Raw genomic sequence first — 12,990 nt, forward strand, 5'->3', positions numbered from 1 at the left:
ACCGTTATAAGCGGCAGTCCCTTTCCGTAACGTCCTTGCTTGTTTTTAGCCCGCAATTTACTATCGCGTGGCGAATCCCTTCTTAAAAGGAACATAAGGTTTATGACGCAACACCGTATCATGCTTTTGGGCGCAGCCGGTCTCGTCGGTCAGGCGATCCAGCACCTCGCGGCGCAGGACGGAGCCTTCCCCGATTGGAAGCTAGGGCTTTTTTCCCGCGCCGAGTGCGACATCACCAATCCCGCCGCTTTGCGCAGCGCTATGCAGGATTTCAAGCCTGACCTTGTCATCAACGCCGCCTGCCTTGCCCGCATCGATGGCGCGGAAGAAGATCACGAAACCGCCGACGCGGTTAATTTTCGTGCCGTGGCGCAAATGGCCGCGCAGTGTTCGGCTCTTGACGTTCCTTTGATCCATCTTTCGACCGACTATGTTTTTGATGGTCGCCAAAACGCGCCCTACATGCCAGATGATCAAATGAACCCCGTCAGCCATTACGGCCAAAGTCGCATGATGGGCGAAGAGGCCATCCGTCACGAGACTCCCTTTCATGTCATTTTGCGCGTGTCCTCGGTCTTTGGCCCCTTCCGCCGCAATCTGCTCACCAGCACGCTCAAAGCCATCGAAGAGAAAGATGAGCTGCGCGTCGTGAACGATATTATCGCGGGTCCGACCTCGGCTCTTGACGTGGCCAAGGCCGTGATCGTTATCGGAACCGAAATCCTTGCGGGTAAAACGGATGGGTTTGGAACCTTTCACCTATGCGGAACGCCTGCTTGCTCGCGCTACACTTTTACCGAGGCCGTCCTTAAGGCCTATGCGCCACATACGAAAAAACACCCGCGCCTTACGCCGATTGTCAGCAACGACTTGCCACACCTTAAACTGCGCCCGCGTTACTCGGCGCTGGAGTGCAGCAAGATCAAAAACGTATATGGGATTGAGCAAAAGACATGGCAGGACGGGATCGATGCCTCCCTCGCCATCCTGAGCAACGCAGGCCGTATGCCGAGGTAGATGGAGAAGAAAACGATAGCACCAGAAATGCACCCTGCCGCGCCTCCGCTTGAAGAGCCGTTTTCCCTTGCGGCTGTCGATGGCAAAAAAATCTATGGTTTGTTGAACCGCAGCAGAACGCCAAGCAAAAAAGTGATTGTTTTGGCCCACGGTTTTACGGGGCATCCAAGAGAATACCTCCACGTCATAGCCCGCAATTTTTTTGCCGCTAAAGGCTATGATGTCGTGCGGTTTTCCTTTTATTCGCAAGAATCCGATGCGCGGAAGCTGGTGGAATGCACAATCCAAACACATGCGGATGATCTAGCTTTCATTTGCGATCATTTCCGCCCGCTTTACGATAAGCTCTATGTCGCGGGTCATTCCTATGGCGGGAAGGCAATGATCCATGCCAACACACAGGCTGCGGCATTAGGGTTTTGGGACTCTTCTTTTCTGACCTATGAAACTTTTTGGAAAGCAAACGCCACGAAGCTGGAAGGTACGCCCTATTATACCGCTGGATGGGGCTGCGATAATTTGATCAATCCCGCCATGATCGAGATGGATAAGAACACGTCTGAATCCGATCTCATTGCTCTTGCTCAAAAAATCACAACACCGTCTTTGGTGATAACTGCGGAAAATGAGGGTGAACCCACCACGCGCACAATCTTATACGATGCGCTAATCTGCCCCAAAAGCTATGTCGAGATCAAAGGCGCGGATCACTGCTTTACCAACGGCGATACGGTTTATGATATGTTAGAGAGAACATTAGAATGGTTTAACCAACACTGACATTCACTTTTTTGGAAGAATCTATGTCCCCTTTCACCCCCATTATCCTCACCGCTTTTCTCGTCAGCGCATTGCTCACGCGGTGGCTTAAGGGTCGCCTGATTGCCAAGGCGATGATGGATGTTCCGAACGAGCGCAGCATGCACACCACGCCCGTACCTCGCGGTGGCGGCCTCGCCATGATGGCGGTGATTGTGGTGGGAATGGTTGCGACCGTTTTGTGGCCGTTCGTTATAGCCATAACAAACGGGATCCCCTCCTCCGTCATGCCAGCGAAGGCTGGCATCCCCTTTCTTTTCCTCATCGCCAGCGTTTTGCTTTTGATGGGCATTTCATGGCTGGATGATCGCAAAAGCCTACGCGCCAGCCTACGCCTTTCCGTCCACCTCCTTGCCGCCTTAATCGGAAGCTTTGCACTGGGCGACCACGCAACGCTGTTTGGCGCGGCGCTGCCCTTCTGGCTGGATCGCGCCGTGATGGTTCTTGGCTGGGCATGGTTTATGAACCTGTACAATTTTATGGACGGGATTGATGGCCTGACGGCTACGCAAACCATCGCTGTCGTAACGGGCGTTGCATCCTTTATCGGCGCGATAGCCTCGCTTGACCCGCAAGTCCTCCTCACGGGCGACATGGCGCTATGCTCCCTTATCATCGGGGCAAGCGCGGGATTCTTGGTCTACAACTGGCATCCGGCCAAGCTGTTTATGGGCGATGTCGGCAGCGTGCCGCTTGGCTTTTTGGTGGCGTATCTGCTGATCAAAATGGTCACGCTAGGCCTAATGCTCCCCGCGCTTCTCCTGCCGCTTTATTATCTGGCCGACAGCGGGATCACGATCACGCGCCGCGCCCTGCGGGGCGAGAAGTTCTGGCAAGCGCACCGCCAGCACTTCTATCAACGCGCCGCGCTGGGCGAGGGAAGCCCCAAGCCTGTCGTTTATAAGATCATCGCCGCCAACGTCGCCCTGTTCGGCGCGGCGCTTTTGTCCATGGCAACCCCTTGGCTTGGCCTAAGCGTTGGTGTATTGATCATCGTCGTCCTTTTGGCTTCCCTGTCCAAAAGCGCCCAGAAAGTTCGCAAACCATGAAAATCATTCCCGCCCTTCACCTCCCCCGCTTAAGCCGCCGAGGCCTTGCCTTTCTTCACGATGTCGTGATCGCGGCGCTGGCCTATATCGTCGCGCTGTATTTCCGACTAGGCGATGGGATCTTGCAGCTTCCGCCCCAGCAAATTCTGGCCGGAACAGCGCTCTTCACCGTAACCTGCTCCATTGTTTTCTGGTTCGGCGGCCTTTATCGCGGGATTTGGGCGTTTGCCTCGTTGCGCGATTTAAGCCAAATTCTGCGCACCGCGACCATCGCCGTCGTGGCCTATACCATCGTCGCCTTTCTGGTCATGCGCCTTGACGGCGTGCCGCGCACGCTGCCCTTTATCGTCTGGTTTATCGTGATGGCGGGACTAAGCGGCCCCCGTATGCTGCTGCGCGTGATGCGCGAAAGGCGGCTGAGCGCCCTGTGGGAGAAGTCGGGCGGCGGGCGCGTCAATGTCCTTTTGATCGGCGCAGGCGATGAGGCCGATTTGTTTATCCGCGCCGTCGGCAGCAACCCGCAAGCGCCCTTTCGCATTGTCGGCATCGTCGGCGAAAACGCCAAGCGCGTAGGCCGTCACGTCCACGGCATTCCCGTCATGGGCACGGTTGAGAATCTGCCGCACATTATGGAGCTGTTGCGCGATAAGGATCGCGCGCCCAGCCGCGTCGTGATCACACGCGCCACCACGCGCATGAACGCGCCAATGATGGCGGGTTTGTTGGATCAATGCGCGGCGCTGGGGCTTAAGCTCTCGCGCCTTCCGGCCTTGACCGAGCTTAGCAACGATCTTCAAGCCAAGCAGACGATGCGCGATCAGCCTATCGCTTTGGAAGATTTACTGGGACGTCCCGAAACGATCCTCAACCGCGATGCCATCGGCGCTTTGGTGACGGGCAAGCGCGTTTTGGTGACGGGCGCGGGCGGCACGATTGGCTCTGAGCTTGTACGGCAGATTGTCGCCCTAGCCCCCTCGCACCTTGTGATGTTGGATGCCAGCGAGTTCAACCTGTATAAGATTGAGATGGAGATCAGCGAAGCGTATCTCCTGCAAGGCAAACGCGCCTATATCGCCGATGTGCGCGATGCGGCGCGGCTGTCGCAAATCTTCCGCGACGAAAAGCCCGACCTTGTTTTCCATGCCGCCGCGATCAAGCATGTCCCGATTGCCGAGTTTAACGCCCGTGAGGCGCTTCTCACCAACGTCATCGGCACGCGCCTTGTGGCTGACTGCGCCGCAAAGGCAAATGTCACGGCGATGGTCATGATCTCAACCGACAAAGCCGTTCATCCCACCAACGTCATGGGCGCAACCAAACGCCTTGCCGAGATGTATATTCAGGCGCTGGATTTGCTCTCGCCTTCCTCACGCTTTGTTACGGTGCGCTTTGGCAATGTGCTGGGCTCAACCGGCTCGGTCGTCCCGCGCTTCCAAGAACAAATCGCCAAGGGCGGCCCGCTGACCGTCACGCATCCCGACATCACACGCTATTTCATGACGGTGCGCGAAGCCGTGGAGCTTGTCCTGCAAGCCTCGGCGCTGGGCGTGCAACCGGGTGATCAACGCGGCAAGGTGATGGTTTTGGATATGGGCCAGCCCGTCAAAATCGCCGACCTTGCGCGGCAGATGATCCGCCTTGCGGGGCTGAAGCCCGATGAGGACATCAAGATCACCTACACGGGGCTTCGTCCGGGTGAGAAAATGTTCGAAGAGCTTTTTGCACCCACCGAGGAGTTGATCCCCTCAGCCGCCGATGGCGTGCGTCTTGCCAAGTCGCCAACGGTTGAGCTGCCGCAGCTGCAGCAAACGCTGGCCAACTTCGCCACGCTGTTGCAAGCAGGCATGACCGAGACCGCGGCCATCGCCCGCCTTGAGGAGTTGGTTCCAGAGTTTAAAAGAGGTTAGAGGTTGGGGGTTAGGGTTCGCACCCGTTTCGTCATCCCGCACCCCTCTACGCCCCTTGGGCTTCGCTTCGTGCGGGATGACGAGGAAGGCGAAGGCGGAACAACGGAAGTGAAAACGCCTTTTTCATGCCTATTTTTTAAGCAGTTTTAAAAGGCCCCTCACGGCGCGTAGAACGATCCCACAATAGGGGGTAATTTCACAGGCTAGGGTGGTGGCGGAAGGGTCGTTTTAGACCATCAGGCACTCATTAGAATGCAAAATAGAGGCACCCTAAGAGCCAGCCAGCCCTGACTTGTGCCATGCGAGGGCGGATTCGACGATTTCGTCCAGATTATAGCGCGGGCTCCACCCCAGCTTTTCACGGGCACGGGCAGCGTTCGCAACCAACATCGGCGGGTCGCCTGCACGGCGCGGATGGCGGCTTTGCGGCACGGGATGGCCAAGGGCTTTTTCGGCCGCCTGCACCACTTCCAAAACGGTTGAGCCTGTGCCCGTCCCCAGATTGCAAGCATCCGTAGAGCCGCCCGCCGCCAAATAGTCAAGCGCGGCCAAATGCGCCGCCGCCAGATCCAGCACATGAATATAATCGCGCAGCGCTGTGCCATCACGCGTAGGATAGTCCGAGCCGAACAGCTTGACCTCATCCTTCACGCCAAGACCCGCCAGCAGCACGTTGGGGATCAAGTGCGTTTCGGGATCGTGCGCCTCACCAATGCCTTCCTGCAGCGGCGCAGCGCCAGCCGCGTTGAAATAGCGCAAGGCAAGCGAGCGCATCCCCTGCCCTTCCAAGGAACGCAAATGTTTCTCGGCCAGCAGCTTGGCCTCGCCATAGGGATTGATGGGGTTTTGCGGGTGATCCTCGGCAATCGGCGCGTCACTGACGGGCGTGCCGTATACGGCCGCCGTCGAAGAAAATACCACGCGCTTCACGCCGCCCGCGCACAGCGCATCGAACAGCCTTTGCGCTTTGTGATAATTATTCTCGATATATTTTTCGGGGTTCGCGACAGACTCGCCCACTTCGATAAAAGCCGCAAAATGAATCACGGCCTCTGGCTTATACTCGGCGCACACCTGCGCCACCAAAGCCGCATCGCCAATATCGCCTTTTACAAGAGGGCCATACTTGACCGCCCACGCGTGACCATTAACCATACTGTCCAAAACAATCGGCTCATGCCCCGCCTTTTTCAAGGCAAAAGCCGTATGAGAGCCGATATAGCCCGCGCCGCCCGTGACCAAGACCTTCATGGTATCCCGCCTGTCGTTGCATTTATCCACACCTTTTTGGCACAAATAATTTATGAAAGCATTAATGATGCTTTTCATTCCGGTGACGGTAGGGTTTATACTGAGTCGAGAAGTTTAAAGAACGGTTTATTTTTAGGTCAGGTTCAGTCATGGCGCCTCCGGTTGTTTCTATGCCCTTTCTTCGTGATTTACCGACGAATCCTTTGGGACGATTGACCCCTTCCACAATGATACAAAGTCTTGGCCCTAGGGCTAGCCAATGGCAGTTAGAAAAAAGACCTTTTATTGCTGTCTATAGCGGCTCTCGCGAAGGCAAATCACCTGACCACATGGTGGTCGCCCATGAGTTGGGACAGTCGATTGAAGACGCTGGAGGCGTGGCCGTTACGGGAGGAACCTCCCCCGGCCTTATGGGGGCCGTTCTGGAAAACTGTTCCCGTCAGGTTTGTTTTATTCCCGAACTTTTTGCCTCAAAGACAGGCGCGGGCGTTGCTATCGAAGACATTCACGCCCATGCGGTCAATCATGTCGTCCCCGATTTTTGGGAACGCAAGACGGCCATGACCTTGATCGCCGATGCTGGTTTTGTTGTTCTTCCCGGAGGCTATGGCTCTTTGGATGAAGCGTTTGAATCGTTGATCTTTGCGGCGAGCACCAATAGGCACATCACTTTTGTTAATCAGGGCGGTTATTGGGATAATACGCTGTCCTTGTTTTCCTCCTTCGCGGCCCAAGGCTTAATGCCCCCCGAATACCTTAACTGTTTTTCCAGTGCCCCCAACGCCCAAACGGCTATTGAAGGGATCGTTCAACGCCGCCGCACACAGGGACAGATAGTGATGGAGCCACAGAAGAAAGCCATCGCGACAACAAGTTTGCGCAGCTATCTCTCTTTGACCCCCCAAGCTCTCCCCAACGCGATTTTCTCGTTTATCGGAAAAGCGCCGCGCATCGGCGTCATTGCCTCTGGCAACATTGGCAAGGAGGAAGCGAATTTCAATCTAACCAACAGAACCTATCGCGCCCGCTTTGTTGATAATACGACCATGATTGCCCGCCAGTTTGTTAAGGCTGGCGCAGCATTGGTTCTTATGGGGGCTCGTCGTGGCCTTCGCGCCAGAATGGCACAGGCCGTCTTAGAGGCTGGCGGCAAAGTTATTTGGCTTCAAAGAAACCCCACACGCCGGCCCCTGAACATCCGACAACTCAGCAACCAGGAAATGCAAATTGATGTGCCGCGCTATTTTGAAAGAGCGCGTCTCTTCGCGACCATCGCTCAAGGCCAATGTGTCATCGCAGGCGGCATTCATACGGCCAACGAAGCCCTTTCGCATGTCACGCGCAATCAAACGGGTCATGGCGATTATTGTGATGTCGTTCCGCATTGCCGCGATGTGGATCGCCCCCGTATGGTCGCCCATGCCTATGACCCGCCCCTTAATGATAATGGGCTGCGCTTATGGGAACCCTTGGCAAAGCAAGCTTGTCACTGCGCCAATGAAGGGTTTCTCGATAAGAAAGATTTAGGCCTGTTGCTTTTCCACAGGCGGGCCGAATCGATTGTCGGAAAAGTTATGGACGGCCTTGGAAATCAACCTGATTTTCTGGCCGAGCTTTCCAAAATGGGCAAGAGGAAGGCTTTTTCACCACCCCCTTTCTTTCGCGCCAGCAAATTTACGGCAGGGTGAAACAAAACAAACGCTAAATCGACCTTGCAAAAACGAACAACAAGTCTATACCAATTTCTTTAGAGAGAAAGTTATATCAGGCTTAAAATGTCAACAAACATTGCCCCTATATTGCCCCACTCACATCCGGCTCACGCAACAGCCGCCCCCCCCGATTCCCACCCCTATCCTTCATATCGGCGTTTCATTAGATTCCGTCTTCGACTTTTCCGAAGAGAAGCGCCTTTTAAAAGAGCAAGGAAACGAAGCCTATAAAAAGTATGTGCGCTCCCACCTTTTTGAGCCGCTTGAGCCGGCCAAAGCGTTTCCCTTTGTCGCCAAAATGCTTTCCTTTAACGACTCGCAAAACACGCTTGTCCAAGTCACCCTTATTGCCAACTGCACACCAGAAACAATCCTCCGCGCCAAGCATTCGATGCATTGCCACAAATTGATCGATCCCTTGCGCCCCGAACATTGCAGCGGCCTTACAGCCCAATTCGGCGGCAATGCCCTCAATAAAGTTCTTTCCAGAAACTCGGTTGATTTGTTTCTCTCACCCAATCCCAACGATGTTGAAACCCTTTTGAGCCTTGGCTATTGCGCGGGCCATGTCGAAGCAGGACGGGCGCGAGACGAACAATTCGAAAACTACAAAGCTGCCGTTATTGCCTTTGATTTTGATCGCGTTATCGGGGTCGCTTGCGGACAGGACGGAACGAAAGATCAATTTATCGACAATGATAACTATACCACCGTACAGGGGCTGGAAGCCGCATGGCAGCGCGAGCATGAATGCCGAAAAACTCCGGCCCATAAAGGCCCCCTGTCGCCTTTCTTTGAAAAACTTTTCGCGCTGCGCGATCTGGTCAATGCATGTCCCGATAAATACAATTTAAGCATTCCCATTGTTACGGCGCGCACAGGCCAATCCCTTGGTCGTGTTGAAACGACCCTTAAGGCGTGGGGCATTGAACCGGATGGTATTCTGTCAACAGGATGGGATCGCAAAGGCGAAGTTCTAAAAGACATCCACGCGACGGCTCACTTCGATGACAGCCTCAAACACATCCAAGAGGCCTATGAAAAAAGCCCTCAAACAACGCCCTTCCATGTACCTTGGGTTGACACGCACCTCGATCAGATAAAAAAACGTTGTCACTGTCCCAACGCGCCGATGCATCAATTACGTCCCGCGCCTGCCTACGCCCCATAACGCCCTTGCCCGCCTTCTCCTTAAAATCTATAAGGAAAGGCAATGATCATCGTTTGCAAAAGCTGCCACGCCTCGTTTTTGGTTCCCTCCTCCCTGTTTCGTGGCGGCGCACACCTTGTTCGCTGTGGAAAATGCGGACAGGTTTGGCGGGAGTTCCAATCCGCTAAGGCAGCGGCCCAACACGCTGCCCCCCCCTTCTCGCCCCCTGCTCCGCCATCCTCTATGGCCAAGGAACCCGTTTTAAGCGCGGACGCCGCCATTGTTGAGACATCCGAAACAAAAAGACTGAGCTTTACGGATGTTAAAGCCATGGCTTCTCGTTTTCTTAAAACGGCCCTTTTCGTTCTCGGCGGCCTTCTTGTCCTGTCGACTTTTCTCTTCCTTTCTGGCCATCAGTATATTGCCAAAACATGGCCCCTTACCCAAACAGCCTATCATGCCATCGGCCTTTCCTCTTCCCCTGCCCAAAACGAACGCCTTGTTTTGCAGAACATCAGCTCAGAAAGACGTTACGAAGACGGCGCTATGCAATTGATTGTCCAAGGGGAAATAAAAAATGTTTCCAAAAAACCACAGGGCCTTCCCGATTTGAACGTGGATGCCATGGGCCCTGATGAAAGGATCATCCAAAGCTGGCGTATTAAGCCATCACCCGCTACATTAGAGGTAGACTCAGTTCTTCCTTTTACCTCAGCGATTCTCTCGCCTGAGGGAACGGTCGTCGAAGTTAATCTTAGCTTTGTTGAAACGCCTCATGACCAACCCTGAACCCACAGCGCCCGCCGCCCTTTCGATCCTCGTCGCCGAGGATAATCCGGCTGTGCGCGAGTTTGTCGTGCGCGCGCTGCAAACCACTGGCGCAGCGCTTAAAGCCGTACCGGATGGGCAGGCCGCCTTGGATGCTTTGGCCGCCGAGAAGTTCGACGTCCTAATTACCGATATTGTCATGCCCAACGTGGACGGTATTGCCCTCGCCCTTAAGGCCGTGCGGCAGTATCCGGATTTACGCATCATCATGATTTCCGGCTACGCGCAGGAACGCATGCGGGCGCACAATCTGGACGCCCTTGTCCACCGCATTATTGCCAAGCCTTTTTCTCTTGAAGAAATATGCGAGGCCGTGCAAAACGTCATGCCTCTTTCCGCTTAGTGTTTTAAAAGGGGAAAGCGGAGGGATAAAACAATAAACGGGATCCCCGCTTTCGCGGGGATGACGATAAGAGGAGAAAAATAAAAAGAATGCCGTCATTCCCGCGAAAGCGGGAATCCCGTTTTTTTATGCAGGTTCTTTTGCACCTCTTTCACAGGATCTATCCAAGGTATCGACAAACCCTAAGGAGTTTTTTATGAAGCAACGTATTCGCAAAGCCGTTTTTCCTGTCGCGGGCCTCGGCACGCGCTTTCTTCCCGCCACCAAGGCGATGCCCAAGGAAATGCTGACGCTCGTGGATCGCCCGCTGATCCAACACGCCGTAGACGAAGCCCGCGCCGCAGGGATTGAGCAATTCATCTTTGTGACCTCACGCGGCAAGGGTGCGCTGGAGGACCATTTCGACAGCAACAACGACCTAAAGCGCACGCTAGAGGCCCGCGACAAGCAACGCGAGTTGGCTCTTTTGCAAACAACCGAGATTCCCTCTGGCGACCTTCTCTTTGCGCGGCAACGCGAACCGTTGGGTCTTGGCCATGCTGTTTGGTGCGCGCGTCATCTGGTCGGGCGCGAGCCTTTTGCGGTTATGTTGCCCGATGATGTCGTACTGGCCAAAACGCCTTGCCTGAAGCAAATGATCGAAACCTATGACGAGATCGGCGGCAACATCGTGGCCGTCGTGGACGTGCCCCGCGAGCACACCAACCGCTATGGCATTCTGGATGTCGAAGGCGATGATGGCAAACTGGCGAAGATCAAAGGCCTTGTCGAGAAACCCTCGCCAGAGCTTGCGCCCTCGACCCTCTCGATCATTGGCCGCTATATCCTGCAGCCTGAAATTTTTGACGAGTTGGAATCGCGGCGCATCGGCACAGGCGGCGAAATCCAGCTGACCGACAGCATGGCCCGTTTGATCGGACGGCAGCCCTTCCACGGCATGCGGTATGAGGGCACGCGCTATGACTGTGGCGACAAGATCGGCTTTCTCGAGGCCAATGTCGCCTTTTCCCTAGCCGATCCCGACATCAACGGCAAAGTCCATGAGGCGTTGGCTAAATACTTTGCCTGATCGCCGCTGTCTTTTTTTTCAGCGCGTTAGATCCTCTCTATGGTTAATACCCCTTCTTGTAATAGAAGGGGCTTTTCGCTAAGATAGGACGTGCTTTTGGCGCAAAAATGGACTTTAGCAGGGCCTTGTGGAAAAACCCTATGTCAGACCTTGAAAACATAAAGCCGTCTTATGACGAGTGGATGTATTGGGCGCAGGTCATTATTGATCGCCTGACGACGGTTGCGCATGTCTATGCCAAACCGCCTCATTCCGAAATTTTCTTTGTTGAGAAAGAACGCCAAAGCAGACTGGCCAGCACCACGGACATTATGCGCCGCTTGCACGATCTGACGGATGAGCATGACTTTTCCATTCCCAAAGATGAACCCGAAGAGCGCGATTACGAAGAAAAGCTTATCGCTATGATCACGCCGCTTTTTTATGAGGTCATGACCCGTTTGCCCGAATGGTCCGAGGACATGCAAAAGCTTTTAAACTCGCCATGGGCTCGCGATTGCGCCGGACGGCTTGCCTTGATCCTTTTTTGCGGCCCCGATGGACGCCATGCCGAGGGTATCGGCAGCGGCATGGTCGAAAATGGCCGCCTCCCCGCCTCTCTCGCAGCGCTTTTGGATCGTGAGGAAGCCGGCGGCGAGCGCGCCCCACGCATCGAAAAACCTCGTTTTGCTGAAAAGCACATGCGCCGCGAAGAATTGGCCAACCTGTGGAGCAAAAAGAACAGCACCTTCTTGCGCTCAGCAGGCCGAATGAATTAAAAGAAAAAAGAGAAGAATTCTCCGTTTTTAAAAGGATATTATGAATGGCTCAAAGTTATTCCCAACGCGCTCCCTTCAATGATTGGTGGTACTGGTCCGAGTGCCTTGTGAAGCGGTTTAAAACCATCGCCGACATCTATCGCGAAAACAACGAAATGGAACGTAGTGAGCAAGCCGCCGACTGGGCGCGCAAGCTGAAGGACAACTGCATGGTTCCCGTCATGGCCGCGCGTAAAGGCATGAAAACGGATGAGGAAAAAGAAGAGGTTCGCCAGCTAGAGGAAACTTCGATCCTCAACGCCGCCACGATGTTCCGCGAGATTTTGGTGAACCTGCCCTTTATCTCCAGCGCCGTCCAAGACTTTTTGTACATCTATTGGGAAGACGTCAAATGGGATGACGACGCCGACGACGATGCCTATGACGAAGAAACCGGCCTGATCAAAAAGAAGAAAAAGAAGAACGCAGGCGATCAGCGTGTCTCCGAACTTTTCTGGGGGCCAAAGGAACGTCAGGACGAAGGCATCCGCAGCGGCAAGACGGAGGATGGCGGCCTGCCGGGCTTGCTTCTCAACCTTATTCAGGCCGAAAAAACGTCCTCTAACCGAACCCCTACGGACTATGGGCAAGTCATGCAGGCAGCGGCCACGCAGCAATATATCGCGACCAGCACCCAATCTAACCAAAAGTGGGAAAAGGCTGGCGTGCAGATGAATTTTAAGCCGGGCGGCTCTTTTTAAGAGCCTGCTTGCGTAATGCCGTCAAGTATGGCAAAAAGCCGCAGCTTTTGTTACGGAATCGCGCTTTTAGAGGGCGCTTTTTGCAAGAGTTGGAGGGGGGAGCTGAGACGTTCAGTCCTCCCACGGGTTTAGCCCATTCGCTGCCGTAGCTCAGGGGTAGAGCACGTCCTTGGTAAGGACGGGGTCCGCGGTTCAATTCCGCGCGGCAGCACCAGTTTCTGGCTCTACCCCAAAGGATGGGGCAAGGGATGATGAGATCATAGCGAGGCCGCCTTCAGGTGGCCACATAAAACAATCACACGCAGTCTGTAGTTCTCGAAGTTCCTGAAGCCATAGGCGCGGCGCTG

At 54.7% G+C, this 12,990-nt stretch carries 12 protein-coding genes and 1 tRNA gene; 12 read left to right on the forward strand and 1 reads right to left on the reverse strand.

Annotation, left to right across the window (positions count from 1 at the left end; translation table 11 throughout):
• Positions 1–39: 39 nt before the first annotated feature.
• Genes rfbD through WC612_07985 form a run of 4 tightly spaced genes read left to right on the forward strand, consistent with a single transcriptional unit; the run spans position 40 to position 4,792 of the window.
• Complete coding sequence (gene rfbD / locus WC612_07970; protein ID MFA6280703.1) at positions 40–1,017, forward strand: dTDP-4-dehydrorhamnose reductase; 978 nt, start codon at positions 40–42, stop codon at positions 1,015–1,017.
• Entirely contained in the window at positions 1,018–1,797 is a 780-nt protein-coding gene (locus WC612_07975) for an alpha/beta fold hydrolase (GenBank protein ID MFA6280704.1), read from the forward strand.
• Positions 1,798–1,820: 23 nt separating this feature from the next.
• Entirely contained in the window at positions 1,821–2,885 is a 1,065-nt protein-coding gene (locus WC612_07980; protein ID MFA6280705.1) for a glycosyltransferase family 4 protein, read from the forward strand.
• Positions 2,882–4,792, forward strand: coding sequence for a nucleoside-diphosphate sugar epimerase/dehydratase (locus WC612_07985; GenBank protein MFA6280706.1), 1,911 nt, complete (start codon positions 2,882–2,884; stop codon positions 4,790–4,792). Before WC612_07980 ends, WC612_07985 begins: the two co-directional genes overlap by 4 nt.
• A 270-nt stretch (positions 4,793–5,062) precedes the next feature.
• On the opposite strand, the gene galE is transcribed toward WC612_07985, so the two are convergent.
• The gene (galE, locus tag WC612_07990) at positions 5,063–6,043 is read right to left on the reverse strand and encodes a UDP-glucose 4-epimerase GalE (GenBank protein ID MFA6280707.1); all 981 of its coding nucleotides are present in this window, start codon (positions 6,041–6,043) and stop codon (positions 5,063–5,065) included.
• Between the two features lie 149 nt (positions 6,044–6,192).
• Between galE and WC612_07995 the strand changes: the two genes are divergently transcribed.
• The 8 genes from WC612_07995 to WC612_08030 all read left to right on the forward strand — a co-directional run bounded on the left by WC612_07995 (position 6,193) and on the right by WC612_08030 (position 12,857).
• Positions 6,193–7,731 (forward strand): LOG family protein, encoded by a 1,539-nt coding sequence (locus WC612_07995; GenBank protein MFA6280708.1) that lies wholly within the window; start codon positions 6,193–6,195, stop codon positions 7,729–7,731.
• Between the two features lie 100 nt (positions 7,732–7,831).
• Positions 7,832–8,926, forward strand: a complete 1,095-nt coding sequence (locus WC612_08000; protein MFA6280709.1) for a 5'-nucleotidase — start codon at positions 7,832–7,834, stop codon at positions 8,924–8,926.
• 42 nt (positions 8,927–8,968) lie between these two features.
• Entirely contained in the window at positions 8,969–9,694 is a 726-nt protein-coding gene (locus WC612_08005; GenBank protein ID MFA6280710.1) for a zinc-ribbon domain-containing protein, read from the forward strand.
• Entirely contained in the window at positions 9,681–10,076 is a 396-nt protein-coding gene (locus WC612_08010) for a response regulator (protein MFA6280711.1), read from the forward strand. The genes WC612_08005 and WC612_08010 overlap by 14 nt, the downstream gene beginning before the upstream one ends.
• Positions 10,077–10,272: 196 nt before the next feature.
• Positions 10,273–11,145, forward strand: coding sequence for a UTP--glucose-1-phosphate uridylyltransferase GalU (galU, locus tag WC612_08015; protein ID MFA6280712.1), 873 nt, complete (start codon positions 10,273–10,275; stop codon positions 11,143–11,145).
• Positions 11,146–11,285: 140 nt separating this feature from the next.
• Positions 11,286–11,903: a hypothetical protein gene (locus WC612_08020; GenBank protein MFA6280713.1), complete on the forward strand. Its 618-nt coding sequence runs from the start codon at positions 11,286–11,288 to the stop codon at positions 11,901–11,903.
• Positions 11,904–11,947: 44 nt separating this feature from the next.
• Positions 11,948–12,643 carry a hypothetical protein gene (locus WC612_08025; GenBank protein MFA6280714.1) on the forward strand — a complete coding sequence of 232 codons (696 nt, stop codon included), beginning with the start codon at positions 11,948–11,950 and terminating at the stop codon, positions 12,641–12,643.
• Positions 12,644–12,782: 139 nt separating this feature from the next.
• Positions 12,783–12,857: transfer RNA gene (locus tag WC612_08030), tRNA-Thr, on the forward strand.
• The last annotated feature ends 133 nt before the right edge of the window (positions 12,858–12,990 follow it).

This window comes from Bdellovibrionales bacterium (assembly GCA_041662785.1).
GTDB lineage: Bacteria > Pseudomonadota > Alphaproteobacteria > UBA9219 > UBA9219 > UBA8914.